Here is a 25,463-nt window from a genome sequence, read left to right as displayed (position 1 = left end):
TGTGAGCATGAGCCAGGCGGCGCAGAATCTGAACTGGTTGATCACCAACTTCGTGGACAACACCCCCGGGGTGTCGCACACGGTGGTGGTCTCCGCCGACGGACTCCTGCTGGCGATGTCCGAGGGGTTCCCCCGTGACCGCGCCGACCAGCTGGCGGCCGTCGCCTCCGGACTGACCTCGCTGACCGCGGGCGCGTCCCGGATCTTCGAGGGCGGTGCGGTCAACCAGACCGTGGTGGAGATGGAGCGCGGCTTCCTCTTCATCATGTCGATCTCGGACGGCTCCTCGCTGGCCGTGCTGGCCCACCCCGAGGCCGACATCGGCCTGGTGGGCTACGAGATGGCCCTGCTCGTGGACCGCGCGGGCACCGTACTGACTCCTGACCTCCGGGCGGAGCTTCAGGGAAGTCTTCTCAACTAACAGACAGACAGTGCGTTTCGTGCCACCGCACCGTAGGGTGCGGTGTCGCGGTTCCACGGGACATGGACCGCGAGGCAGTCGAGGAGGAGAACGTGGGAACACCACCGGGCGCGAGCCCCTACAACGGTTATGACGCGCACCAGGCGCCGCTCGGCGACCCCGCGCAGAACCGGTTCAACTTTCCCTCCACGCCGAGCAGACAGGGTTCCGCGCAGCCCTATCGGCAGCCTCAGGGACCGTCCGCGGGCGCGCACGGCGCCTCGCGCGCTCCGTCCGCCGCCGGTTCCAGCAGCTCGGGCGGGCACAACCCGCTGGTGCGCCCGTACGCGATGACCGGCGGCCGGACCAGGCCGCGCTACCAGCTCGCCATCGAGGCGCTGGTGAGCACGACGGCCGATCCGGCCCGGCTGCAGGGGCAGTTGCCCGAGCACCAGCGGATCTGCCGGCTGTGCATCGAGATCAAGTCGGTCGCCGAGATCTCGGCTCTTCTCTCCATTCCTCTCGGCGTCGCCCGGATCCTCGTCGCCGACCTGGCGGAGGCCGGACTTGTCGCCATCCACCAGCCAGGCGGCGACGAGGCCGCCGGCGGCCAGCCAGCCGTGACACTGCTCGAAAGGGTGCTCAGTGGACTTCGCAAGCTCTAGCGGCGGTGCAGCCCGCTCAACCACCAGCGCGAAGATCGTGGTGGCGGGCGGCTTCGGCGTGGGCAAGACCACGTTCGTCGGTGCCGTCTCGGAGATCAACCCGCTGCGTACCGAGGCGGTGATGACGTCTGCGTCCGCGGGCATCGACGACCTCACGCACACCGGCGACAAGACGACGACGACCGTCGCCATGGACTTCGGCCGCATCACCCTGGACCAGGACCTGATCCTGTACCTGTTCGGCACCCCCGGGCAGGACCGTTTCTGGTTCATGTGGGACGACCTGGTGCGCGGCGCCATCGGCGCCGTCGTCCTCGTCGACACCCGTCGTCTCGCCGACTGCTTCCCCGCCGTCGACTACTTCGAGAACAGCGGCCTGCCCTTCGTCATCGCCCTCAACGGCTTCGACGGAAACCAGCCCTACCAGCCCGAGGAAGTCCGCGAGGCCCTCCAGATCGGGCCCGACACCCCCATCATCACCACCGACGCCCGCCACCGCGCCGACGCCAAGAGCGCCCTCATCACGCTCGTCGAGCACGCCCTCATGGCCCGACTGCGGTAAGTCCCGGCAGTACGACGAAGGCCCCCGCTCCATCAGGAGCGGGGGCCTTCGTCGTACGGGCGCCGTCAGCGCCAGCTGTGCGGCGCGCGGAAGCCGTGCTCGCGCTCCAGACGGCGCCAGCCGGCCGTGGTGCGGCCGTGGTGGTCCGTCTGCTCGGGCTGGGCGGCCGCGCGGGCGAGCAGCACCGCCGTGATGGCGGCGAGCTCCTCGGGGCCGGCGTGGCCCTTCTCGACGCGGAGAAGGTTGGCAGGGGTGGTCACGTGGATGACTCCTCTTACTGAGGCGGGTTGCCGTGCTTGCGGGACGGCAGGTCGGCGTGCTTGGTGCGGAGCATCGCGAGGGACCTGATGAGCACCTGGCGGGTCTCGGCGGGGTCGATGACGTCGTCGACCAGGCCGCGCTCGGCCGCGTAGTACGGGTGCATCAGTTCCGCCTTGTACTCCTTGACCATGCGGGTCCGCATGGCCTCGGGGTCCTCGGCCTCCGCGATCTGCTTGCGGAAGATCACGTTGGCGGCGCCCTCGGCGCCCATGACCGCGATTTCGTTGGTGGGCCAGGCGTACGTCAGGTCGGCGCCGATGGACTGGGAGTCCATGACGATGTAAGCGCCGCCGTAGGCCTTGCGCAGGATCAGGGAGATCCGGGGCACGGTCGCGTTGCAGTACGCGTAGAGCAGCTTGGCGCCGTGCCTGATGATCCCACCGTGCTCCTGGTCGACGCCCGGGAGGAAGCCGGGTACGTCCAGAAGAGTGATGATCGGAATATTGAAGGCATCGCACATCTGCACGAAGCGGGCGGCCTTCTCGGAGGCCTCGATGTCGAGGACACCGGCCAGCGTCTGGGGCTGGTTGGCGACGAGGCCGACGACCTGGCCGTCGAGCCGGGCCAGGGCGCAGATGATGTTGCGGGCCCAGCGCTCGTGGATCTCCAGGTAGTCGCCGTCGTCGACGAGCTCCTCGATGACCTTGTGCATGTCGTACGGGCGGTTGCCGTCGGCCGGCACCAGGTCGAGCAGGACATCGGAGCGGCGGTCCGCCGGGTCCTCGGAGGCGACGGTCGGCGGGTTCTCGCGGTTGTTCTGCGGGAGCATCGACAGGAGGTAGCGGACCTCCGCGATGCAGGTCTCCTCGTCGTCGTACGCGAAGTGGGAGACGCCGGAGACGCCCGCGTGGACGTCGGCGCCGCCGAGGCCGTTCTGGGTGATCTCCTCGCCGGTGACCGCCTTGACGACGTCAGGACCCGTGATGAACATCTGCGAGGTCTCACGGACCATGAACACGAAGTCCGTCAGGGCGGGCGAGTACGCGGCGCCGCCGGCGCACGGGCCGAGCATCACCGAGATCTGCGGGATGACACCCGAGGCGCGCGTGTTGCGCTGGAAGATGCCGCCGTACCCGGCGAGCGCCGAGACGCCCTCCTGGATACGGGCGCCCGCGCCGTCGTTCAGGGAGACCAGCGGAGCACCGGCCGCGATGGCCATGTCCATGATCTTGTGGATCTTCGTCGCGTGCGCCTCACCGAGCGCGCCGCCGAAGATCCGGAAATCGTGCGCGTACACGAAGACCGTCCGGCCCTCCACCGTGCCCCACCCGGTGATCACACCGTCGGTGTACGGCTTCTTCGACTCCAGGCCGAAGCCCTGCGCGCGGTGCCGGCGGAGCTGCTCCACCTCGCTGAAGGAACCAGGGTCGAGGAGCAGCTCGATGCGCTCGCGCGCGGTCAGCTTGCCCTTCGCGTGCTGGGCCTCGGTCGCCCGGTCACTCGGGCCGCGGAGGGCCTGCTCGCGCAGGACGTGCAGCTCGGCCACACGGCCACGGGCGTCAGCGGGCTCGCTCGGGATCTGGTCCACAACGGTCATGTACCGACCCTACGAAGCCGGACAAGAAAACCCCGCCGTCCACTCCGTACAGTCTCCCGTGTCGAATCCTGGTGGGGCTGGACAGAACCGTCACCTGTCCAGCCCGAGTCAACAGCCAGGTACCCCTCGTGTTTGTAGGGAATCGACATAGACCTCGGTCACGGCCTAGAGCAGGACCTCGCACCGGTGGGTGGCGCCCGCCGTACCGGGAGTGATCCGCAGCCGCAGCGAGCGGCCGGTACCGAGCACCTCCACCGAGGGGTCGTGCGCGAGCACCCGGCGGACCGGCCCGTTCCAGGTCACTTCGAGCGGCTGCCCGGTGCGGAGCGGTTCGGAGACCCTCAGGTCGAGTACGGAGCGGCGGCGCCGGACGAGGACGCTCGCCGGAGCGGTGGCCGTGAGGGCCCCCACCGTACCGGCCTGCCAGAGGTTCGCGGCGGTCAGCCCCAGGGACGGGACGGCGATCGCCTGCCGCTCGGCGGTGTTGTCGAGAACGCGCAGCCAGCCGGGGTCGGCGGCGCGGGCCGCGAGGGTACGCCGGGAGGCGCCCGGCATCAGGAGGTACGCGTACGAGGCGGCGACCGGGTCCGTGCCGTGGTCGAACCAGAGGGTCTGGTAGCGGCGGGTGCGGCGCTCGGTGGAGCTGGTCGTGTTGATGTCGCTCCAGGCCCCGGTGCGGTCCTCGCGCAGGGTGCGGAGGTTTCCGGTGCCCTGTGGGGCTTGCGGGAAGACCCAGCCGCCGTGGCCCTCCAGGTGCGCCCAGCGCTCTCCGGTGGTGAAGGCCTGGGTGCCGCCCTCCCCCAGGAGCCGGTTGTCCACGACCGTCTCGACGGGCACGCCGTCGGTCGCGGTGATCCCGGCGCCGAGGCAGATGACCGCGTCCGCCGCGCAGAACCAGGACTTGCGGGCGTCCAGGGTGGAGCCGAGGCCCTTCAGGTGCTGCCCGACGGCCGCGTACTCGCCGTCGGTGGCCCCGCCGACCCAGCGCACGGCCGGCTTGGGCGCACCCCACTCGCCGCCCGCCCGGTCGGGGAGGCGCTTGGTGGAGACGGTGGTGCCGGGGAGGCGGTACGGGTCGACGGTGGGCCAGAACCAGTCGGTGTACTGGTCACCGAGGGCCGGGGTCCACCAGGAGAGCATTCCGGCGCCGGTGTGCCAGCCGCGCGGGTTCTCGCCGTTGCCGCACTCGTAGTACGAGATCCGGTCCGAGGCCATGGCGATGTTGGCGGCCCAGCCGGGCCGGCGGTGGACGGCCCGGTCCATGGCGGTGAAGAGGCGATGGCCGGTGGGTTCGGGGGCGGCCGGGGCGGGGGCGGCGGCCACGGCGTGCAGCCGGGCGAGGTCGGCGACACCGAACTGGCGGGCGGCCAGGATCGGGGAGACGGTGTCGCGCTCGATCCAGCCCTTCACGCGCGCGTGCCAGCGGTCCCGCTCGGCGGCGGAGGCCCCGCCCGCGAGGAGGGCGATGGCGGCGATGACGCCCTGGCCGTGGAAGTGGTCGGAGCGCATGATCCGGCGGTCGTCGTTCTTGAGGTAGCCGCGGCTGATGGCGCGGCCGTTGACGCTGTCCATCATCAGGCCGTCGTAGATGAGGGGCGCATAGGCCTTCTCGACGCTGTCGAGGACGATCTGCCGGTTCGGGTCGGTGACGGCCCAGGTGGATCCGGCGAGGAGGGAGAACAGCTTCCCCAGGCCGTCGAGCATGACCTGCCCGTAGGTGCCGGAGTAGGCGACCCAGGTGTGCTGGACGAAGGAGCCGTCGGCGTAGAGGCCGTCGCCCTTCGTGACGTACGGGAAGACGGGCGAGAGGGCGTCGCGGGCGAGGGCGACCTTGGCGGGGTTCGCGCCGAGGACCCCGCGCAGGGCGACCGAGCGGCACAGGTCGACGCGGTTGGCGCCGGTGGAGGTGCCGGTGTACTTCTCCAGGACCGCGTCGGGGACGAAGTGGTCGACGGCGGCGCAGGCGGCGGCGATCCGTTCGGCGCCGAGGTGGGGGTGGAGCGCGGCCACGATGTCCATGAGGAGGCGGGGGCTGCCGATCTGCCACTCCCACCAGTTGCCGTAGCGCGGGGCGCCGGCCTTGTAGACGGTGGCGGAGAGGTGGTCGAGGCCGCGCAGGACGTCGGCGAGCAGGCCCGTGTCGCCGGTGAGTCCGGTGCCGGGCTGTACGTACGCCTGGGTCATGGTCCACAGGCGGCTGTAGCTCTGCGAGATGCCGGCCGGCGGGTCGAAGGGGGCGTCGGGCCAGAGGGAGCCGGCGGCGGGGGTCATGGCCGAGCGGAAGGTACGCGCGAGCGTGCCGGTCTCGGCGAGGCGGGCGGCGTAGGGCTCGGCCGCGGCGTCGAAGCCGGAGCCGAGCTGGAGGTCGAGCCAGCGGAGCCGTAGCGCCTCGAACTCGGTGGCGGCCGTGTCCGCCGCGTGGGCGGCGGGCAGCGGCAGCGCGAGGACGGCGGCCGTGGTGGTCGCGGCGGTCAGGAAGGTGCGGCGGGACCAGTGGGGCAGGGGCACGAGAGCCTCCCGGGGGGAAGTGGTGGAGACCGGTGGGCCTGGTGTAACACCGCGTCTCCGACGCAATCAATGAGCACGGCGGCACCCGGCGGAAGCGCTTTCCACCGGGTGCCGCCCCTCTGTCCCGCTCGTGGAGGGTCAGCCTCCGCAGTGGAAGCGGGCGGCGCCCCAGTCCGCGTGGTCGTTGCCGTTGCCGTCGCCGCCGTCGCCGACCACCAGGTCGACGTAGGAGGCGCCGGTGACGTCGGCGGTGAGCGCCCAGGCCGGGTCCGTGGCCCTGAGGACCGGGGACTGCGCCTTCTCGACGCCGTCCGCGAGGACGCTGAACCGGACGCTGCCCCGGGCGGTCTGGACGTCGTCGACGCCGACCTGGGCGGTGAGCGAGGTGCAGCGGCCGCCCAGGTAGTAGCGGACCTTGGCGGGCGCGTGGCTGCCCAGGCCCTTGGCGTACGTCACTCCCCCGATCCGCAGCGGGGAGCCGTCGCCGGTGCCGGTCTCGCCGTTGGAGAGGTCGCGCTCGACGGGTCCCCAGCCGTTGGTGGCGGAGGTCCAGTCCAGGTCGCTGGCCCAGCTGTCGGCGGTGGGCGGCGGGGGCAGGGTGCGGGCGGTGGTGGCGGCGGTGAGCTTCCGCTCCTCTCCTCCGAGGGCGTACGTGAGCGAGGCGCCGAGGGTGTACGGCTGGTAGGCCGCGTCGACCGGCGGGGTCACCTGCCAGGTGGCGGTGGCCTTCCCGCCCGCCGCGACCGTGCCCAGGGTGACGGGCGCGGCCGGTTCGGCGGTCCAGCCCGCCGGGAGGGCGAGAACGGCACGGGCGCCGGTGACCTCGGTGGTCTCGTCGTTGCCGAAGGTGGCCGTGACCTGGTTCGGTCGGCCGGGCTCCAGGGTGTCGGGCGCGGCGACGGTGAGCGTGCCGCAGGCGGCGCGCTCGGCGGCCGGGCCGAGGTCGGTGACGGTGAAGGCGTCGAGGACGAAGTCGGCGCCGTCGGGGGCGTCGGCGCGCTTGCGCAGGCCGGTCCAGGTGTCGCCGCAGCCGGCGGTGACGGTCTCCGAGAAGTGCCCGCTGGTCCTCTGCTGTCCGAGGGGGGTGCGGCGGGTCTCCACCGAGGTGCCGTTCGCGCGGTCGTAGCCGGTGACCCACTCGTACGCGCCCGCGTGGCTGGACTGGTAGGCGTACTCCACGCGGTAGGTGCGGCCGTCCTTCATGGGGACGGTCCAGGGCGCGGTGCGGTAGACGAGTCCGCTGTTCTCGTCGTGGGACTTGAGGGACTCGGCGCCGCCGATGACGTCGTCGATCAGCTTCCCGTTCCAGCCGGCCTGGGTGTACGGGGCGTGGAGCTGGGCGATGTGGGTGCGCGGGTCGGTCGTACCGCCGGAGTCGCCCTTGAGGAAGGGGCCCCAGCCCTGGTCGACGGCCTCGAAGTCCTCGTACACCAGGGTTCCGGCCTTGGTGGCGGGGGCGTTGGCGACGATCCGGACGTCGTCGATCCGGACGGTGGCGGCGGCGCCTGCCGCGGAGCCGTCGGCGGCGGCCTGGATCCTCAGCGGGGTGGTGCCGCCGGCGGGGGCGGTGAAGGTGACCTTGGCGCGCTGGAAGCGGGTGCCGTTCCAGTCGGAGGCGGCGACCCGGTCCTGGAGCGTGGACCGTTCGACGGTGACGGACCGGCCGCCGACGGAGAGGGTGGTGGGCCGGGTCGCGCCCGGCTGTACCTCGATCAGGGCCGAGGCGGTGTACCGCGCGCCGGGGGTGAGGTCGGTGATCTGCTGGCGGACGGAGGCGGCTGCGGCGCCGGAGAGCTTCGCGCTGTTGCGGCCCTGGTCGTCGGTGTCACGGGCGACGGCGCCGGACTTGGTCCAGCCGGTGAGCTTCGCGTCGTTGAAACCGGGGTCCTTGACCGGGGTGCCCTGGCCCCACTGGGGGGCGCGCGGGTCCGGCGCCCGATCGGGGTGGAGCACGTACGGCTGCCCCGCGACTGCGTCGAGGGTGATCTTCCCGCCCACGGGCCGCACGGTGGCGGTCTTCACGCGGCCGTTGTCGGTGAGCTTGTACACGGAGTACGAGCCGACGCCGGCCGGGACGTCCCAACTGGTCGTGCCACCGGCCTTGTTGTAGTGGTAGAGCTTCTTCCCGCCGTCCCAGGGGAGCAGATAGTGCTCGCCGTCGAGGACCTTGCGGCCGTGGTCGTAGAAGGTGCGGCGGCCGTTCTCGACGGTGCCGCGGACTCCGCCGGTGAAGGTGAGGTCGTTGCCGGTCCAGCGGGTGATCCGCTGCTGCTGGAGGTACTTGGCGGGCAGGTTCCGCTGCCAGATGTTGGCCGTGAAGTCGTTCCAGTCGGTCTCGCCGGTCCAGCCCTCGAAGTCGACGAGCGCGGTCTGGCCGAGGACCGGGTGGTTGTTCCAGATGTCCTTCTCGCCGTTGCGGATGAAGCGGATGATCTGCGAGTTGAGGCCCTTGTTGGTGGCGCCGCCGTAGTCGAGGTCGTTGGCCCAGTGGGACCAGAGGGAGGACCGCTCGAACTTGTCGGACCACTCCGTGGCGACGTTCCAGCCCTGCGCCTGGACGGCCCGTACGGTCTCGTCGGCGATCCAGCCGTGGGTGTAGTAGACGTCGATGTAGAGCGTGGAGAGGCGAAGGTCGGTCTCGTCGCGGAGCTGCTGGAAGCGGCGGGCGAGGTCACCGCTGTTGATGTCGCGGCGCTGGTCGATGTAGTAGCTCTGGTTCAGCCAGTTCCAGCCGGGCTTCGTCCTGTCGACGAGGGTCTCGCTGAAGTTCCTCGCCTCGGGGTACGACTCGGTGGCGTTGACGTGGACGCCGAAGTCCGCGCCCCACTTGCCGCCCTCCTCGAGGAGGACGTTGAGGTCGGCGAGGCCGCCGGCCCGCTTGTTGTAGTTGCCGCCGTAGTCGGGGTGGGCGGAGTCGTGGCCCTCGGAGCCGTACCCCTTGAGCAGGGCGAACTGGCCGAGTCCGTCGGTGGAGAGCGAGATCCGCTTGACGTCGTCGAGGGTGCGCAGGAAGGGGTGGGTGGCCTGGGAGGCGAAGTTGAACGGGATGTGGGCGACGACCCGGCCGGGGGTCTGCTCGCTGCCGGGAGCCTTGATCCCGATCGTCCGGAAGGCGACGGCGCCGTCCTGCCAGTCGGTGGCGCCGTCGGCGTTGGCGTCGGGGGTGACGACGACCTTGGCCCAGGGCAGGCCGTCGCCGCTCGCGGGCTTCGGGGCGCCCTCGCCGCGGTAGGTCCACTGGCCGGACCAGACGCCGACGCGGGTCTCGGTGCCGCTCTTGCGGGCCTGGTGCCAGAAGCGGGCACCGTCGCGGGCCGAGGCTCCCGAGGGCCTGTCGTAGCTGGAGTTGGACTCGACGGCGGCGGCGAGGCGGCCGGTGTTGACGAGGGCGTAGGTCGCGCCCACCGGGTTGGCCTCGGCGGCGGTCGCGTCGGTGACCTGCGCGAAGACGTCGGCGGTACGGGTGGAGTCCGGGTCGAGCCGGGTGAAGGCGGTGGCGGCGCCGGGATCCGACGAGCCGACGGAGACCAGGTCGTGGCCGGGTATGTCGAGCGTGCCGACCCGGAAGCCCTCGGTGTCGCGGACGGCGGTCACCCGGAAGGTGGTGGTCCGCCCGTCGACGCTCAGGCTCGCGTCGATCTCGACGCCGGGCAGCTCGGGGAAGGTGAGGGTGTACGCGGCGGAGGACGCGGTCAGGACGGGGGCGCCCTTGGCCTGGACGGAGCGGGCGGTGCCGTTGAGGACGACCCGCGTGACCGGGGCCGTACTGCCGAGGAGGCGGGCGCCGCTCGCGCGGTCGGTGTACGAGAGGACGCGGGGGAAGTCCTCGGCGACGGCGACGGAGAGCTGCGGGGAGGCGATGACGGCGGCGGCCGTGGCGGTCCCGGCGAGCGACGCCGGGGCCGCCGCGCCGCCGCCCTCCGCCGGAGCGGGCCCGGCCGGAACAGGCCCGGCCAGAGCGGGCCCGGCCAGGGCGAACACGGCTGACGAGGCTGCGACGAGCGCGCAGGCGGCACGGATTCTTCGCGAACGGGAGAGGGGCATGCGCCTAGTTGGCCCCGCCCCGGCAGCACCGTCAACGAGATCGCGCCGCGCGGGCCCCTCCAGTCCAAGAACCCCCTTCGGTTAGTCCAAGTGACCACCGGAGGGGGCTCGTCGGGCTCGGCGAGCGGTCAGCAGCCGCCGCAGTTGTAGAAGGTCACGTCCCAGTGGTTGCCCTCGTCGGCGTAGATGTTGCCGGCGCCGGACTTCCACTGCGGGGCTCCGTCGCCGCGCACCCCGATGTAGGTGAAGGTGTTCTTGATGTAGTTGCCGAGGCAGGTGTACTTGCTGAAGTCGAGCTTGTAGCCGTTCCAGTGCGAGTACGTGCCGCTCGCGTGGCCGGTCTCGGTGCCGCCGGTGATGTTGAGGGCGCAGCCGCTGGCGCTCTTGAGGGTCTGGGCGCCCTGGGCGGTGGCGAGGTTGAGCTGCTCGAAGGACGTACAGGTCGGGTTGGAGCGGGTGGAGCAGCCGCCGGACGAGGACCAGGTGATGCCGGAGGACCGGAACATCGAGGTCGCGGTGGCGTGGCTGATCTTGGTGACCGCGTGGGCCTCGCCCGGGGCGGCGAGGACGCCGAAGCCCGGCGCGAAGAGCGCGCCGAGGACGAGGGCGAGGGCGGTGAGGACGGAGCGGAGCTTCATCGGGAGTGCCTCCTGCTGGTGACCGTGACGGGGGGTGGCCTTGGGGATGCAGGTGGTTCTGGTGCTCGTCTCGCACGGGGATGATGCCGCAGTTCTACGCGCGTCCGCCAGAGGGCGTACGCGTCCGCGTGACGCCGTGCGGGTGAACATCTCCCCCCGACCCCACCCAGATGTTGAATGTTGAACGGAATGGAGTTACAGTCATTCTCGTTGAAGCTTCAACAAACACCGACAAGGAGCAATGTCATGGGTCTCTTCAACCGCAAGAGCAACGAGTCCGCCGTCGCCACCGCCACCCTCCCGGTCGACCCGGCCCTGGCCGCCCTGACCGGCGACTACACCATCGACCCGGCGCACAGCAGCATCGGCTTCACCGTCCGCCACGCCATGGTCACCAACGTGCGCGGCACCTTCGGCGAGCACGAGGGCGCACTGAAGCTCGACGGCGCGAACCCGGCCTCCTCCTCCGCCTCCATCGACGTCAAGATCGCCTCCGTCGACACGGGCATCGGTGACCGCGACGGCCACCTCCGCAGCGGAGACTTCTTCGACGCCGAGCAGTTCCCGCTGATGAGCTTCCGCTCCACGCAGGCCGAGCAGCTGGGCGGCGACATGTACCGGATCACCGGCGACCTGACCATCAAGGACGTCACCAAGCCGCTCTCCATCGACCTGGAGTTCAACGGCACGGCCACCGACGTCTACGGCAACGAGCGCGTCGGTTTCGAGGGCTCCGCCGAGATCCTGCGCTCCGCGTGGGGCCTGACCTGGAACGCCGCCCTGGAGACCGGTGGCGTGATGGTCAGCGACAAGGTCAAGCTGAACTTCGACATCTCCGCCATCAAGAACGCCGCCTGACCTCGGCCTTCCCCCCTGGCACACACGAGCGCGCCCGCCCTCCGCAGCAGCGGAAGGCGGGCGCTCGGCGTTGGGGGTTCAGGCCTGGCGGGCGGCCGCCTCGACCACCGCCGGGATCAGGCGGGCGTTCTCGGCGGCGCCGGGGCCGCCGCCGAAGGCGAAGCGGCGGCGGGCGTAGCTGTAGGCGACGCCGGTCGCCGGGTCGGCGAAGGACTGGGTGCCGGGGGCCCCGCTGTGGCCGATGGCGGACGCGCTCAGGGCCGGGTAGCGGGTGGCGAGCGGGACGAAGCCGAGGCCGAAGGCGTTCTCCTCGCCCGTCACCAGGTCCGTGCCCCTGGAGTGGATCCGGGCCACCTCGGCCAGGGTGTCCGGCTTCAGGAGCGGGGGGCGCCCGTCGAGCTCGCCGGCGACCGCCGCGTACATCCGGGAGAGCCCGCGCGCGGAGCCGATACCGCCGGCGGAGACCGGCGACTGCGCCCGGACCTTGCGCGAGTTGGCGTGCTCGACGATGTCGAACGGCGGGTTCGCGTTGAAGTTGAACGCGACGGCCAGGCGGCTGTCGGGCGCGACCGGGTTCTCGTCGAGGATCGCCTGCTCGGCGGGGGTGGGCAGCATCGGCAGGGCCGTACGGAAACGGGGTTCGAGCTCTTCGGGCAGGCCCAGGTAGTAGTCGAGCGCGTACGGGGCGCGGACCCGCTCCTCGAACAGCTCCCGGATCGTCCGGCCGGTGGCCCGCAGAACCACCTCACCGACCAGGGCGCCGATCACGAAGCCGTGGTAGCCGTGGCCGGTGCCCGGCTCCCAGAAGGGGCGGTGCCCGGCGATCCGCGCGGCGATCGCCCGGTCGTCCGCGATCTCGTCGGCGCTGAAACCGCCGTCGACGCCGATCGCACCGGCCCGGTGGGCGAGCAGCTGGCGCAGGGTGACCTCCCCCTTGCCCTCGGCGGCGAACTCGGGCCACCAGGAGGCGACGGTGCGGTCCAGGTCGAGGACGCCGTCCTGGACGAGGAGGGCGGTGACCAGGGCCATGGCACCCTTGGAGGAGGAGTAGAGGCCGAGCAGCGAGTCCCCGTCGACCCCGTCGCCGCCCCAGAGGTCCACGACGAGACGGCCGTGGTGGTGGACGGCGAGCTGGGCGCCGCCGTCACGCGCCTCGTCCGCCACCACCGTGGCGAACTCCTCCCGTACGGACTCGAATCCGGGCTCCACCGTGCCGTGGACGTCGCTCATGGTGCTACTCCCCCTGGGTGCCTTCCGACGTGTTCGAAGGCTGGAACGATCAAGGAGTGGGCTTTCTTCCCGCGTTGCCCTGGGACGCCCGAACTCGCAGGTCAACGGCGTTGTCAGTGGGGGCCGCTAGCGTCGGTGGCATGGAATTCCGTATCGACAGCGGTGTGTTGACCGACGCCGTGGCCTGGGCCGCGCGCGTCCTGCCGGCCCGCTCCCCCATGCCCGTCCTCGGCGGCTTGCTCCTGGAGGCGGCGGACGGCCGGCTGCGGGTCTCCGGCCTCGACCACGAGGCCTCCGCCCGCATCGAGGTCGAGGCCGACACGGACGTCGAGGGGCGGGCGCTGGTGCTTGGCCGGCGGCTGCTCGACATCTGCAAGGTGCTGCCCCGGGGCCGCACGGAGCTCGCCGTGGAGGGTGCCCGGCTCTCGGTGACCTCCGGTGACGCCCGCTTCGGTCTCTCCCTGCTGCCGCTCGACGACTACCCGACCCCGCCCGTACTGCCCGAGGTCCGCGGCCTGGTGGACGGGGACGCCTTCGCCGCGGCGGTCGGCCAGGTGGCGGTGGCGGCGGGCCGGGACGACTCGCTGCCGGTCCTGACCGGGATACGGCTCGCCCTGGACGGGACGACCATGACCCTGGCGGCCACCGACCGCTACCGCTACGCCGTCCGCACCCTGGAGTGGAAGCCGGAGGCCGGCGCCGCCGGGGAGGACGCGGATGTCGTCGTGCCCGCGCGCCGCCTGACCGAGATCGCCCGCTCCCTCGCGGGCGCGGGACCGGCGCGGCTCGCCCTCGACGGCGGCTCGATCGGCTTCGAGAGCGACGGCCTGCGCACCACGACCCGGCTGCTCGACGGGCGCCTCCCCCGCCACGACAAGCTCTTCACGCTCGGCGACCCCGCCCTCGCGGTCACCGAGCGGGCTCCGCTGACCGAGGCCGTGAAGCGGGTGGCGGTCGTCGCGGAGGGCGACAGCCCCGTCCAGCTGACCTTCACCCCCACCTCGATCCACCTCCAGGCGGGGTACGAGGACGACATCGCCTCCCAGCGCCTCCCGTCGACCCTGAGCGGTACGGAGACGCTGACGGTCGCCTTCAACCCGGGGTACCTGCTCGACGCCCTCGCCACCCTGGACTCCCCCGAGGTCCACTTCCACCTGCTGGGCCCCGGGCAGCGCGCCCTGCTCACCGACGGCCCGGGCGCGGCCCACCGGCACCTGCTGATGTCGGTGAAGCCGCTGGTCTGAGGAGCCGCCTAGAAGCCGCCGCCCCCGCCGTCGAACCCTCCGCCGCCGCCGAAGTCACCGCCGCCGAAGCCGCCCGAGTCGCCGCCGCCGAAGTCGCTCGATCCGAAGTCGCCGGAGCTGAAGTCGGAGCCCGAGAAGTCGCCGCCGCCGTACTCGGAGGCGTAGGCCGGGGTGGCGAGCATCGAGCCGAGGAGCGTGCCCATCAGGAGGCCCGGGAGGATGCCGCCGCCGAAATAGCCGCCGGCCCAGGGGCCGTAGGCCGGGCCCGCCTCCCAGTAGGGGCGGCGCACGCCGTCCGCGTCGACCGTGCGGGCCATCGGGTCGAGGCCCTCGTCGAGGCGGGTCGCGTCGGCGGCGCAGACCGGGACCTGGCGGGCGGCGCCGCCGGCCGGGGTCCAGGTGCGGTCCTCGGCGGAGGGGCCGTGGCGCGGGTCGAAGAAGCAGGGAGCGCGACGCTCGGGGAGCGGGCGGGACTCGCGGCGGGCGGCGAGGACGGCGAGGGAGTAGCGGCCGTCCTCCAGGGCCTCGGTGACCGGGCGGACGTCGTGGGGGCGCCCGGCCGAGGCCATGAGCGATTTGGCCTTGTCGTACGAGTCGAGGGCGTGTTCGTAGTCGCCGCGCATGGCGTCGTCGGCGCCGGGCTCGGAGGGGTGGAAGTCGAGGCGTTCGAGTTCCTCGCCGAACGCGGTGATGTCCTCGTCGACGACGACCCGCAGCTTGTCGAGGGCCGCCCGCTCCTCGGCCTCCTTGCGGAGCCGGTTGCGGCGGACGACCGCGTAGGCGCTCGCGCCGCCGACGGCCACGACGGCCCCGAGGGTCACAAGGCCGGCGACGGGGACGCCGGAGTCGGTGTCGACGGAACCCCAGGTGGAGGGGGCGGAGCCGCGCAGGGTGGGCAGGGCCTGGTCGACGAAGTTGTTGAGCTCGGTGGCCGCGTCGACGTTCGGCTGGCGTACCGAGGTGACGAGGTTCTGGATGGCGGAGGGGGACGCCACGGAGGGGTCGACGCCCGCGTCGAATCGGTCGCCGAGGCGTACCGCGTACAGGCCGGCGGCGCCCGTCTGCGCGCGCAGGTTGTCGATGAGGCCCGTCGGCGGGAACTGGGCGTTCGCCGGGAGGACGGCCACGAAGAGCGGCTTGTCCGCGTCCTTGATCTTCTGGGCGAGGGCGTCGGCTTCGGCCTTCGACAGCTGGCCGGCGGCGCCCGGGTCGACGTACACCGGGCCCTGTTTCAGGGCGGCGGCGGCGTCGGGTATCCCCGTGGCCCTGGCGCCCGCGGAGGGGACCAGGGCCAGGAGCAGGAGCAGTATCAGCCCGGCGAGGGCCGACAGTACGGACAGCGGCCTCATCCTCATGGTTCGACGCTACCCGAACGACGCCGAACTAGACATAGTCGGATCATTCGGACAGATCGATCTGTTCGGACGGCCCGCCTGTTCAGACAGGTCGATCTATTCGGACGGGTCGATCCCGGCCCGGAGCACCCCGTACGTGAAGGCGTCCTCCAGGGCCTGCCAGGAGGCGGCGATCACGTTCTCGCCGACGCCGACCGTCGACCACTCGCCGTTGCCGTCGCCGGTGGTGATCAGGACGCGGGTCGTGGACTCGGTGCCGTGGCGGCCCTCCAGGATGCGGACCTTGTAGTCGACCAGCTCGAATTTGGCGAGCTGCGGGTAGATCCGCTCCAGGGCGAGCCGCATCGCGCGGTCGAGCGCGTTGACCGGGCCGTTGCCCTCCGCGGTGGCGACGATCCGCTCGCCCTTGGCCCAGAGCTTGACGGTGGCCTCGTTGGCGTGGGTGCCGTCGGGGCGGTCCTCGACGATCGCGCGCCAGGACTCCGTACGGAAGTAGCGGCGGGCGCGGCCCTCGACCTCCTCGCGCAGGAGCAACTCGAAGGAGGCGTCGGCGGCCTCGTACGTGTAGCCCTGGAGCTCGCGCTCCTTGACCCGCTCGACGACCCGGGCGACGAGGTCGCGGTCACCGCCGAGGTCGACGCCGAGTTCCTTGCCCTTGAGCTCGATGGAGGCGCGGCCGGCCATGTCGGAGACGAGCATCCGCATGGTGTTGCCGACCAGCTCGGGGTCGATGTGCTGGTAGAGGTCGGGGTCCACCTTGATCGCGGAGGCGTGGAGTCCGGCCTTGTGGGCGAAGGCGGAGACGCCGACGTACGGCTGGTGGGTGGAGGGGGTGAGGTTGACGACCTCGGCGATGGCGTGCGAGATCCGGGTCATCTCGGCGAGGGCGCCGTCGGGCAGCACCTTCTTGCCGTACTTGAGCTCCAGGGCCGCGACGACGGGGAAGAGGTTGGCGTTGCCGACACGCTCGCCGTAGCCGTTGGCGGTGCACTGCACGTGGGTGGCGCCGGCGTCGACGGCGGCGAGGGTGTTGGCGACGGCGCAGCCGGTGTCGTCCTGGGCGTGGATGCCGAGGCGGGCCCCGGTGTCGGCGATGACGGTGGCGACGACGGCCTGGATCTGGGCGGGCAGCATGCCGCCGTTGGTGTCGCAGAGGATGACGACGTCGGCGCCGGCCTCGTGCGCGGCGCGGACGACGGCCTTGGCGTAGTCGGGGTTGGCCTTGTACCCGTCGAAGAAGTGCTCGCAGTCGACGAAGACGCGGCGGCCCTGGGAGCGCAGATGGGCGACGGTGTCGCGGACCATCTCCAGGTTCTCGTCGAGGGTGGTGCGCAGGGCGAGTTCGACATGCCGGTCGTGCGACTTGGCGACCAGGGTGATGACCGGGGCGCCGGAGTCGAGGAGGGCCTTGACCTGCGGGTCCTCGGCGGCCTTGCCGCCGGCGCGGCGGGTGGCGCCGAAGGCGACGAGCTGCGCGTTCTTGAACGCGATCTCCTGCGTGGCGCGGGCGAAGAACTCCGTGTCGCGGGGGTTGGCGCCGGGCCAGCCGCCCTCGATGAAGCCCACCCCGAACTCGTCGAGGTGCCGGGCGATGGTCAGCTTGTCCGCGACGGTGAGGTTGATGCCCTCACGCTGCGCCCCGTCGCGCAGCGTCGTGTCGAAGACATGGAAGCTGTCGTCGAGGCGCGAGCTCTCGGCGTTCTCCGTGGTCATGACTGTGATGGCTCCTGTCGGATGTGGCTCCGGAAGGTCTGGATCCACTTGCCCCCATTCTCACGCGTCGTCCGCTTCCGGCATGGGTGGGGCCGGAAAACGAAAAAACCCCTCGCGGGTGCGAGAGGTCTGCGCGCGGGTCTGGGGCACGGTGTCCACTGCCGCGGGGGTCGTTCCGCGGTTCAGTGGCCACTGAGGACCGGCGCGCTGCTGCCGATAATCATCGTGGTAGCGAGCACGCCGGAATTCTGGCACAGCCGCGCGGGTGACAGCAGCGCAGTCTCAGGATGCGGGCGGCGTGCCGGTGGTACGGATCATCCGCGTGAACACTCCACCGCCTTCCGGGCCGCCCTCGGGACCACCTTCCGGACCTCCCTCGGGGCCGCCTTCCGGACCACTCCACCCGTCCTCGCCGGAGCCCGACCCCGAGCGCGGCCCCCGGCGCGACTCCGGGGCCGGCCACGCCACGGGCCCGGACTCCGGCTCCACCGCGCAGCCCCCGCCCTCCCCCGGAGGAGGGGACGGCCGTCGCCGCGTCGCCCTGATGGCCGCCGGCGGAGTACTGGTGGCGGCTGCGCTTGGCGTCGGCCTGGTCGCCCTCCTCGGCGGGGGCGACGACGACAGCCCCGCGGCGGCGGGCCCGTCGAGCCCGGCGGTGTCCAGCCCGCCCCCCGACTCCTCCGCCTCCCGTGCGCGGGCGCACGCCCTCGCCGAGCGCGTGGCCATGACACCGGAGGACTGGGGGGCCGGCTACACGAAGGGCGACCCGTACGAGCGGGACCCGGCGGGCGAGTACGAGGTGGGGCAGGACTGCAAGGGCTTCGAGCAGGCGGCCAGGTCGGGCACCCTGGCCGCGGTCAGCCGCACCGTGCTGAACAGTCGGTCGAATCTCTACTCGACCACCGACGTCCGGGTCTTCGTGGACGCGGAGACGGCCGAGTCGTTCGTCGAGAGCGCCGAGGACACCACGCGCCGCTGTCCGACCCAGCAGTTCGACAAGTCGCGCTGGTCCTCGGTCCGCCAGGCCGCGGCGCCCGAGGTGACCGGGCTCGACCAGGCGATGGCCGAGGAGGGGACGCAGACGGCGGACGCCGCCGGCGCCAAGACCGATTTCCCCTACGTCGTGTACACCGGCCGGACGGGCGACACCGTGGTGAGCGTGATCGTCTACGAGACCCGTGCCGACGCCGCCGCCCTGGGCCCGCGGGCCCAGGGCCTCCTCCAGAAGCTCCAGCAGCGGGTGGAGAGCGCCCGCGCGAGTGCGAGCCCGTGAACGGGACGAGTCAGACGGCGGGGGCTGACGCCTTCTCCTGTTCGCCGGCCCCTTCCGGCCTCTCCGCCCGGCCCACCCGGCCGAGGTCGATGTCACGGGTCTCCCGCATCGTGAGGTAGACGATCAGGGAGACGGCCGCGCAGCCTGCCACGTACCAGAAGAAGCCCGACTCGATGCCGGCGTCCTTGAACCAGAGGGCCACGTACTCGGCGGTGCCGCCGAAGAGGGCGTTGGCGACGGCGTACGGCAGGGCGACGCCGAGGGCGCGGATGCCGGTGGGGAAGAGCTCGGCCTTCACGCAGGCGTTGATCGAGGTGTAGCCGGTGATGACGACGAGCGCGAGGAGGGAGAGCCCGAGGGCCGGCCAGAAGGAGCCCGCGTGCCTCAGCATCGTCATGATCGGCACGGTGAGCAGCGTGGAGCCGACGGCGAAGGTGATGAGGAGCGGGCGGCGGCCGATCCGGTCGGAGAGGCGTCCGGCCAGCGGCTGGAGGCAGGCGAAGACGATCAGGGCGCAGAAGGAGACCAGGGTGGCGGTCTGCTTGGGGAGCCCGGCGGAGTTGGAGAGGTACTTGGTGAGGTAGGTGGTGTACGTGTAGTAGGCCACGGTCCCGCCCATGGTGAGCGCGACGACGAGGAAGGCCTCGCGCCGGTGCGCCCAGAGGGCCTTGAGGGTGCCCTTCTGGTCGCCCGCGACGGCGCCGTCGGCGGTCTCCTCGTACACCTCGGTCTCCAGCATGGTGCGGCGCAGGTAGAAGACGACGGCCGCGCCGAGCGCGCCGATGACGAAGGGGATGCGCCAGCCCCAGCTGTGCAGGGCCTCGCTGGACAGGGTGTGCTGGAGGATGAGCAGCAGGCCGAGTCCGAGGATCTGGCCCGCGGTCATGGAGACGTACTGGAAGCTGGAGGCGAACCCGCGGTGCTGCGGGGCCGAGGCCTCGGTGAGGTAGGTGGCGCTGGCGGCGTACTCGCCGCCGACGGAGAGCCCCTGGAGGAGGCGGGCGACCAGGAGGACGGCGGCGCCGCCGTATCCGGCGACGGCGTAGGTGGGGGCGACCGCGATGAGGAGCGCGGAGGCGGACATCAGGGTGACGGTGAGGGTGAGGGCGGCTTTGCGCCCCTTGCGGTCGCCGACCCGGCCGAGGAGCCAGCCGCCGACGGGCCGCATGAAGAAGCCGACGGCGAAGATGCCCGCGGTGTTCATGAGTTTGGCGGTGTCGTTGCCCTCGGGGAAGAAGGCCCCCGCGAAGTAGGTGGCGAAGCTCGCGTAGACGAACCAGTCGAACCACTCGACCATGTTGCCGGCCGAACCTACCCAGATCTTCTTCCAGTGCTCTCGTCCCATGGTCCGGAACCGTGCCGGACCCGCTCCACGCCTCACAAGGTCACCGCGGGCAACGATCGGGAGTACTTGCGTGCGTTACGGTCGCGAGATCAGGGTTTCGGCGATGAACTCCCGCACATGGGCGATGACTTGCTCCCGCCCGGTGCCCGGGATGCCGACGGCGACGTGCACGCTGAAGCCGTCGAGGAGGGCCCGCATCCGGGCCGCGAACCGGTCGGGGTCGACCGGCCTGAACTCCCCGCGCGAGACCCCCTCGGCGAGGATCGCGACGAGGTCCCGGTGCCAGGCGCCCTCGATGGCGGCCTGCCGGGCGCGGGCGTCGGCGTCGGCGTTCTGCGAGCGGTTCCAGACCTCCAGCCACAGCGTCCAGTGCGGGTCGCGCGGCCCTTCGGGCACGTACACGTCGACGTACCCGTCGAGCCGCTCGCGCGCGGTGCCGGGGCCGGAGAGCAGCGCGCTCCGCTCGGCCCCGAGCCGCCCCTCGCTCCACTCCAGGGTCCGGAGCAGCAGCTCGTCCTTGGTGCGGAAGTAGTAGAGGAGGTGCCCACTGCTCATCCCGACCTGCCGCCCCAGGCCGGCCATGGTCAGCCCGTCGAGCCCCCGCTCGGCGATCGTGCCCATGGCGGCGGCGAGCACGTCCTCGCGGGGTGGGGCGGCCTGGTTGCGCCGGCGGCTGGGGGGCACGGGGCTGCTGCTCTGACTCACTCGTACGTTCTACCGCATGCCCGCCGCGGCTCAGACCCTCGGCTGCTGCTGGGTGATGCAGTGGATGCCGCCCCCACCTGCGAAGATCGCCCGCGCGTCGACGAGGACGACCTCGCGCTCGGGGAAGAGGCGGCGGAAGATCTCCGCGGCGAGCTCGTCGTGGGGGTCGTCGAAGGCGCAGAGGACCACGCCGTCGTTGCACAGGTAGTGGTTGATGTAGGAGTAGTCGACCCAGTCGCCCTCCTCGTCCTTGAGGACGGTCGGGGCCGGGATCTCGACGACCTCCAGGGGGCGGCCCTGGGCGTCCGTCTGTCCGCGGAGGATGTTCACGTACATCCGGGAGCGCTCGTAGTCGGGGTGGGCCGGGTCCTGCTGGCTGTGGACGAGGACCGTGCCGGGGCGGACGAAGGCGGCGACGATGTCGACGTGGCCCTGGGTGCCGTAGAGGCCGTAGTCGCCGGTGAGGCCGTTGGGGAGCCAGATCGCCTTCGTGGTGCCGAGCTTGGCGTGGATCTCGGCCTCGACCTGCTCGCGGGTCCACTCGGGGTTGCGGCCGGCGCCGAGCTGGACGGTGTCGGTGAGGAGGACCGTGCCCTCGCCGTCGACGTGGATGGCGCCGCCCTCGTTGACGAGGGAGGACGAGAGTACGGGGACCTCCGCGAGGTCGGCGACATGGCGGGCGATCTTGGAGTCGTGCTCCCAGCGGGCCCAGTCCTGGGCGCCCCAGCCGTTGAACACCCAGTCCACGGCGGCGAGTTCGGTGCCGTTGGTGACGAAGGTGGGGCCGATGTCCCGCATCCAGGCGTCGTCGAGGTCCCGCTCGACCAGGTCGACGTCGGAGCCGACGAGGGCGCGGGCCGACTCGGCGTCGCCGGGGGCGACGACAAGCGTGACCGGCTCGAAGCGGCGGACGGCGCGGGCCACCGACGCCCAGGCCTCGCGGGCCTCGGCGAGTTCGTCCTCGTTCGTGAAGGTGGGGTTGGGGCTGGGCCAGGCCATCCAGGTGCGCTCGTGCGGCATCCACTCGGCGGGCATGCGGTAGGTCATCGAGGAGTCCTAGGAGTCTCAGGAGTATTCAGAGGAAGTAGAGGCGGTTGAGGGAGACGGAGTCGACCGCCTCGGAGCGGATCGGCGAGCCGTCGAGGGAGACGAGACCCGTACGGTCGTCGACCTGGACGTCTCCGACCCGGGAGTTGAGGAGCAGGTCCGCGGGGCCGATGCCGCGGGTGCCGCGCACGGGGACGCGGCGGCGCCGGGTCGGCATCTTGTCGGCGCCGAGGTCGACGGCGGCCTGGGCGACGAACGCGACCGAGAGGTCGGCGGCCGTGGCGCCGTGCCCGCCGAACAACGGCCCGAGGACGAGGGGTTCGCAGGTGTCGGTGGCGGCGTTGGGATCGCCCACGACCCCCCACGCGGGGAAGCCGGACTTGAGCACCAGCTGCGGCTTGGCGCCGAAGAACTCCGGCCGCCACAGCACGATGTCGGCCAGCTTCCCGGCCTCGATCGAACCGATCTCGTGGGCGAGGCCGTGGGCGATCGCCGGGTTGATGGTGAGCTTGGCCAGGTAGCGCAGCACGCGCGCGTTGTCGTCGTGCGCGCCGTCGCCCTCCATGGGTCCGAGCTCGGCCTTCATCTTCCCGGCCATGGCGAAGGTCCGGCGTACGGTCTCGCCGGCCCTTCCCATCCCCTGCGCGTCGGAGGAGGTGATCCCGATCGCGCCGAGGTCGTGCAGGACGTCCTCCGCGCCCATCGTCCCGGCCCGGATCCGGTCGCGCGCCATGGCGGCGTCGCCGGGGAGGTCGGTCTTCAGGTCGTGGACGGAGACGATCATCCCGTAGTGCTCGGCGACCGCGTCGCGGCCGAAGGGCAGGGTGGGGTTGGTGGAGGAGCCGATGACGTTCGGCACGCCCGCCATCTTGAGGACGTTGGGTACGTGTCCGCCGCCGCAGCCCTCGATGTGGAAGGCGTGGATCGTACGGCCCGCCAGGACGCTGAGGGTGTCCTCCACGGACAGGCACTCGTTGAGGCCGTCACTGTGGAGGGCGACCTGCACGTCGTGCTCCTCGGCGACCCGGAGCGCGGTGTCGAGGGCGCGGGTGTGGGCGCCCATGTCCTCGTGGACCTTGAAGCCGGAGGCCCCGCCCTCGGCGAGCGCCTCGACCAGCGGCGCCGGGTCGGAGGACGAGCCGCGGGCCAGGAAGCCGATGTTGACCGGCCAGGCGTCGAAGGAGTTGAAGGCGTGGCGCAGGGCCCAGGGCGAGTTGACGCCGACGCCCCACACCGGGCCGAACTCCTGCCCGATGACGGTGGTGACGCCGCTGGCGAGCGAGGCCTCCATGATCCGGGGCGAGAGCAGGTGGACGTGGGTGTCGACGGCTCCGGCGGTGGCGATGAGGCCCTCGCCGGAGACGATCGAGGTGCCGGTGCCGACGACGACGTCGACGCCGTCGAGGGTGTCGGGGTTGCCGGCCCGGCCGATCGCGTGGATGCGGCCCTCGCGGATGCCGATGGACACCTTGCGGATGCCCAGGACGGCGTCGATCACGAGGACGTTGCTGATGACGACGTCGCAGGTCTCACGGACGGCGGCGGCCTTCAGGTGCAGTCCGTCGCGGGCCGTCTTGCCGAAGCCGGCCAGGAACTCGTCGCCGGGCTTCTGGGAGTCCGACTCGACCCGGACGACGAGCCCGGAGTCGCCCAGGACGACTCGGTCGCCGGCGCGCGGGCCGTGCACGGATGCGTACTCGTACGGGTCCATCACTCGTCCTCGATTCCCAGGTAGCCGCATGCCCGCGCCCTGCGCAGGGCCTCTTCCCGCACGCCGGGCGCGTCCAGCGGGCCGTCGACCAGGCCCGCGAAGCCGATGGCGACGCGGGCGCCCCCGATCGGCACGAGCCCGACCTCCGCGGCGCCGCCCGGGTCGAAGCGGAAGGAGGCTCCGGCCGGGATGGCGAGCCGCATGCCGTAGGCGGCGGCGCGGTCGAAGTCGAGGCGCGGGTTGACCTCGAAGAAGTGGAAGTGGGAGGTGACGCTCACCGGGACGGTGGCCGTGTTCCGCACGGGGAGGGTGAGCGTGGGCTCGGTCTCCGGGTGCCCGGGGCCGGGCAGCAGCGCGCCGGGCGCCGCCTCTCCCAGGCCGCCGCCTCCGATCGGGTCGGAGACGACCGCGAGCCGCGAGCCGTCGTCGAACACCGCCTCGACATGGATCTCGGTCACCACGTCGGCGACGCCGGGGAGCACGTCGTCGGGGCCGAGGACCGAGCGGGCGGCCTCGATCGCCTCAGCGAGTCGCTTGCCGTCGCGGGCCGCCTCGCAGACCGTGTCCGCGATGAGCGCGGTCGCCTCGGGGACATTGAGCCGCAGGCCCCGGGCCCGGCGGGCACGGGCGAGCTCGGCGGCACCGAAGAGCAGCAGCCGGTCGCGTTCCGTGGGGGTCAGTCGCACGTCCGAAACACCTCCTGTTTGAGCGACACTCTAAATGTTGAGACGCTCGGTTCCAAGCATTGACGCGAGGTATGGCCACAGGTCACATTGAGCGTCACTCTAAATCGTCCCCGCTCCCGTCCCCAGGAGACCCCATGCCGATAGAACAGCGCGGAGTCGACACCATCCCCGAGGCCGAACGCACCAGCGGCCCCCGCGATCTCGTCGCGATCCTGCTCGGATCCAACCTCTGCCTGGGGGTGATCGTCTTCGGCTGGCTCCCCGTCTCCTTCGGCCTCGACCTGTGGGGCTCGGTGACCTCCGTCCTCGTCGGCACCCTCGTCGGAGTCGCCGTCACCGCGCCGCTCGCGCTGGTGTCGCTCCGTACCGCGACCAACCTCTCCACCTCGTCAGGCGCCTTCTTCGGCGTCCGCGGCCGGCTCGTCGGCTCGGTGGTCGGCCTGCTGCTCTCGCTCGGCTACACCGCGCTGACCCTCTGGATCGGCGGGGACGTCATGGTGGGCACGCTCGCCCGGCTGGTCGGCCTGCCGACCGGCGGCGCCACCCACGCCGCCGTCTACGCGCTGCTCGCCGCCTGCACCGTGGTCGCCGCGGTGTACGGCTACCGGCTCCTGCTCAAGCTGAGCAAGGCCCTCGCCGTCGGCATGACCGTCCTCCTCGCCGTGGGCCTCTTCGCCTACGCCGGGGACTTCACGGCGGCGGCGGTCCCGGACACCCCGTACCTGCTCGGCTCCTTCTGGCCGACCTGGCTGCTCGCCGCGGTGGCCGCCGGACTCAGCGGACCGGTCGCCTTCATCACCCTGCTCGGCGACTACACCCGGTACGTCTCCCCCGAGCGGCACAGCCCGGCGAAGGTCTGGCGGGCCACCTGTCTCGGCCTGGTCGTCGGGCTGCTGATCCCCCAGCTCTTCGGTACGTTCACGGCGCTCGCGGCCCGCGGATCGCTCGACTACGCGGGGCCGCTCGTCGCCGCCTCCCCCGTCTGGTACCTGGTCCCGCTGCTCATCGCGGCCACGGCGGGATCCGTCGGCAACGCCGGCCTGATGCTGTACTCGATGGGGCTCGACCTGGACGCGATCCTGCCGAAGGCCACCCGCGCGCGTGCCACCCTCGTGGTCGCGGTGGTGGCGACCGCCTTCGTCTTCCTCGGCCACTTCGCCTCGGACGCGCAGACGGCGATGACCTCGTTCGTCCTGCTGCTCACGGCCATCGGCACGCCCTGGGCGGTGATCACGCTGATCGGCCACGCCCGGTGCGGCGGGACGTACGACCCGGAGGCCCTCCAGGTCTACAACCGCCGTGCGCGCGGCGGGATCTACTGGTACGCGGCGGGCTGGCACCCGCGCGCCACCGCCTCCTGGGCGATCGGCGCGGCGGCCGGCCTGGCCTCGGTGTCGACACCCCTCTACGAGGGGCCGCTGCTCGCCCTGACGGGCGGGATCGACTGCAGCTTCGTGCTGTCGGGGATCGTGGGCGGCGCGCTGTACGCCGTACTGACGCCGAACAGGGCTCCCGCGGCCGTGACGGCCCCGGAAGCCCTGGCACAGGCCGAGTAGCCCGGGCGGAGCAGCGGCCTCCGGAGCGGCCCGTCGGCTCGTCGTCCAGGCGGTTGCCGCGGGTC

General features: G+C 72.0%; 20 protein-coding genes. 7 read left to right on the top strand and 13 right to left on the bottom strand.

Annotated features, from left to right (window positions below; genetic code table 11):
• Positions 1–7 precede the first annotated feature (7 nt).
• The 3 genes from ACIRB7_RS26265 (at position 8) to ACIRB7_RS26255 (ending at position 1,627) form a co-directional block, all read left to right on the top strand.
• Positions 8–421: a roadblock/LC7 domain-containing protein gene (locus ACIRB7_RS26265; protein WP_026057603.1), complete on the top strand. Its 414-nt coding sequence runs from the start codon at positions 8–10 to the stop codon at positions 419–421.
• Positions 422–513: 92 nt separating this feature from the next.
• Entirely contained in the window at positions 514–1,065 is a 552-nt protein-coding gene (locus tag ACIRB7_RS26260; protein ID WP_403603277.1) for a DUF742 domain-containing protein, read from the top strand.
• A complete protein-coding gene (locus ACIRB7_RS26255; RefSeq protein WP_015036414.1) occupies positions 1,046–1,627 on the top strand; it encodes an ATP/GTP-binding protein in 582 nt (193 codons plus the stop codon). Before ACIRB7_RS26260 ends, ACIRB7_RS26255 begins: the two co-directional genes overlap by 20 nt.
• Positions 1,628–1,692: 65 nt before the next feature.
• Here the strand turns inward: ACIRB7_RS26255 and ACIRB7_RS26250 are convergent, their stop codons facing one another.
• The 5 genes from ACIRB7_RS26250 to ACIRB7_RS26230 form a co-directional block, all read right to left on the bottom strand.
• Positions 1,693–1,887 carry an acyl-CoA carboxylase subunit epsilon gene (locus tag ACIRB7_RS26250; RefSeq protein ID WP_351214956.1) on the bottom strand — a complete coding sequence of 65 codons (195 nt, stop codon included), beginning with the start codon at positions 1,885–1,887 and terminating at the stop codon, positions 1,693–1,695.
• 14 nt (positions 1,888–1,901) lie between these two features.
• Positions 1,902–3,485: an acyl-CoA carboxylase subunit beta gene (locus ACIRB7_RS26245; protein ID WP_403603139.1), complete on the bottom strand. Its 1,584-nt coding sequence runs from the start codon at positions 3,483–3,485 to the stop codon at positions 1,902–1,904.
• A gap of 165 nt (positions 3,486–3,650) precedes the next feature.
• On the bottom strand, positions 3,651–5,987 hold the full coding sequence (locus ACIRB7_RS26240) for a polysaccharide lyase 8 family protein (protein WP_403603275.1): 2,337 nt from the start codon (positions 5,985–5,987) through the stop codon (positions 3,651–3,653).
• A 144-nt stretch (positions 5,988–6,131) separates the two neighbouring features.
• Positions 6,132–10,037, bottom strand: coding sequence for an endo-alpha-N-acetylgalactosaminidase family protein (locus tag ACIRB7_RS26235; RefSeq protein ID WP_403603137.1), 3,906 nt, complete (start codon positions 10,035–10,037; stop codon positions 6,132–6,134).
• Positions 10,038–10,165: 128 nt separating this feature from the next.
• Positions 10,166–10,675, bottom strand: a complete 510-nt coding sequence (locus ACIRB7_RS26230) for a hypothetical protein (protein ID WP_403603135.1) — start codon at positions 10,673–10,675, stop codon at positions 10,166–10,168.
• A 246-nt stretch (positions 10,676–10,921) separates the two neighbouring features.
• On the opposite strand from ACIRB7_RS26230, the gene ACIRB7_RS26225 reads away from it, so the two are divergent.
• Positions 10,922–11,533 carry a YceI family protein gene (locus ACIRB7_RS26225; protein WP_403603133.1) on the top strand — a complete coding sequence of 204 codons (612 nt, stop codon included), beginning with the start codon at positions 10,922–10,924 and terminating at the stop codon, positions 11,531–11,533.
• Between the two features lie 78 nt (positions 11,534–11,611).
• Here the strand turns inward: ACIRB7_RS26225 and ACIRB7_RS26220 are convergent, their stop codons facing one another.
• On the bottom strand, positions 11,612–12,763 hold the full coding sequence (locus ACIRB7_RS26220; RefSeq protein ID WP_403603131.1) for a serine hydrolase domain-containing protein: 1,152 nt from the start codon (positions 12,761–12,763) through the stop codon (positions 11,612–11,614).
• A gap of 140 nt (positions 12,764–12,903) precedes the next feature.
• Between ACIRB7_RS26220 and dnaN the strand changes: the two genes are divergently transcribed.
• On the top strand, positions 12,904–14,007 hold the full coding sequence (dnaN, locus tag ACIRB7_RS26215) for a DNA polymerase III subunit beta (RefSeq protein WP_403603129.1): 1,104 nt from the start codon (positions 12,904–12,906) through the stop codon (positions 14,005–14,007).
• An 8-nt stretch (positions 14,008–14,015) separates the two neighbouring features.
• Here the strand turns inward: dnaN and ACIRB7_RS26210 are convergent, their stop codons facing one another.
• Both ACIRB7_RS26210 and cimA read right to left on the bottom strand, forming a co-directional pair.
• Positions 14,016–15,362 carry a hypothetical protein gene (locus ACIRB7_RS26210; protein ID WP_403603127.1) on the bottom strand — a complete coding sequence of 449 codons (1,347 nt, stop codon included), beginning with the start codon at positions 15,360–15,362 and terminating at the stop codon, positions 14,016–14,018.
• Between the two features lie 96 nt (positions 15,363–15,458).
• A complete protein-coding gene (gene cimA / locus ACIRB7_RS26205; RefSeq protein WP_403603125.1) occupies positions 15,459–17,075 on the bottom strand; it encodes a citramalate synthase in 1,617 nt (538 codons plus the stop codon).
• Positions 17,076–17,640: 565 nt separating this feature from the next.
• Between cimA and ACIRB7_RS26200 the strand changes: the two genes are divergently transcribed.
• Positions 17,641–18,348, top strand: a complete 708-nt coding sequence (locus tag ACIRB7_RS26200; protein ID WP_403603123.1) for a hypothetical protein — start codon at positions 17,641–17,643, stop codon at positions 18,346–18,348.
• 10 nt (positions 18,349–18,358) lie between these two features.
• Here ACIRB7_RS26200 and ACIRB7_RS26195 read toward each other — a convergent pair whose 3' ends face one another.
• From ACIRB7_RS26195 to ureA, 5 genes are all read right to left on the bottom strand, one after another.
• Positions 18,359–19,693, bottom strand: a complete 1,335-nt coding sequence (locus ACIRB7_RS26195; RefSeq protein WP_403603121.1) for an MFS transporter — start codon at positions 19,691–19,693, stop codon at positions 18,359–18,361.
• Positions 19,694–19,768: 75 nt separating this feature from the next.
• Positions 19,769–20,314, bottom strand: coding sequence for a TetR/AcrR family transcriptional regulator (locus tag ACIRB7_RS26190; RefSeq protein WP_403603273.1), 546 nt, complete (start codon positions 20,312–20,314; stop codon positions 19,769–19,771).
• A 114-nt stretch (positions 20,315–20,428) separates the two neighbouring features.
• Positions 20,429–21,445, bottom strand: coding sequence for an agmatine/peptidylarginine deiminase (locus ACIRB7_RS26185; protein ID WP_403603119.1), 1,017 nt, complete (start codon positions 21,443–21,445; stop codon positions 20,429–20,431).
• Between the two features lie 28 nt (positions 21,446–21,473).
• Positions 21,474–23,156 carry an urease subunit alpha gene (locus ACIRB7_RS26180; protein ID WP_403603117.1) on the bottom strand — a complete coding sequence of 561 codons (1,683 nt, stop codon included), beginning with the start codon at positions 23,154–23,156 and terminating at the stop codon, positions 21,474–21,476.
• Positions 23,156–23,842 carry an urease subunit gamma gene (gene ureA / locus ACIRB7_RS26175; protein WP_403603115.1) on the bottom strand — a complete coding sequence of 229 codons (687 nt, stop codon included), beginning with the start codon at positions 23,840–23,842 and terminating at the stop codon, positions 23,156–23,158. The genes ACIRB7_RS26180 and ureA overlap by 1 nt, the downstream gene beginning before the upstream one ends.
• 134 nt (positions 23,843–23,976) lie before the next feature.
• Here ureA and ACIRB7_RS26170 point away from each other — a divergent pair, with 134 nt between their 5' ends.
• The gene (locus ACIRB7_RS26170) at positions 23,977–25,398 is read left to right on the top strand and encodes a cytosine permease (RefSeq protein ID WP_403603113.1); all 1,422 of its coding nucleotides are present in this window, start codon (positions 23,977–23,979) and stop codon (positions 25,396–25,398) included.
• The last annotated feature ends 65 nt before the right edge of the window (positions 25,399–25,463 follow it).

The organism is Streptomyces sp. NPDC093795, from assembly GCF_044764665.1.
Classification (GTDB): domain Bacteria; phylum Actinomycetota; class Actinomycetes; order Streptomycetales; family Streptomycetaceae; genus Streptomyces.
The sequence above is the reverse complement of the archived record's forward strand: the minus strand, read 5'-3'. Positions and strand labels throughout refer to the sequence as shown.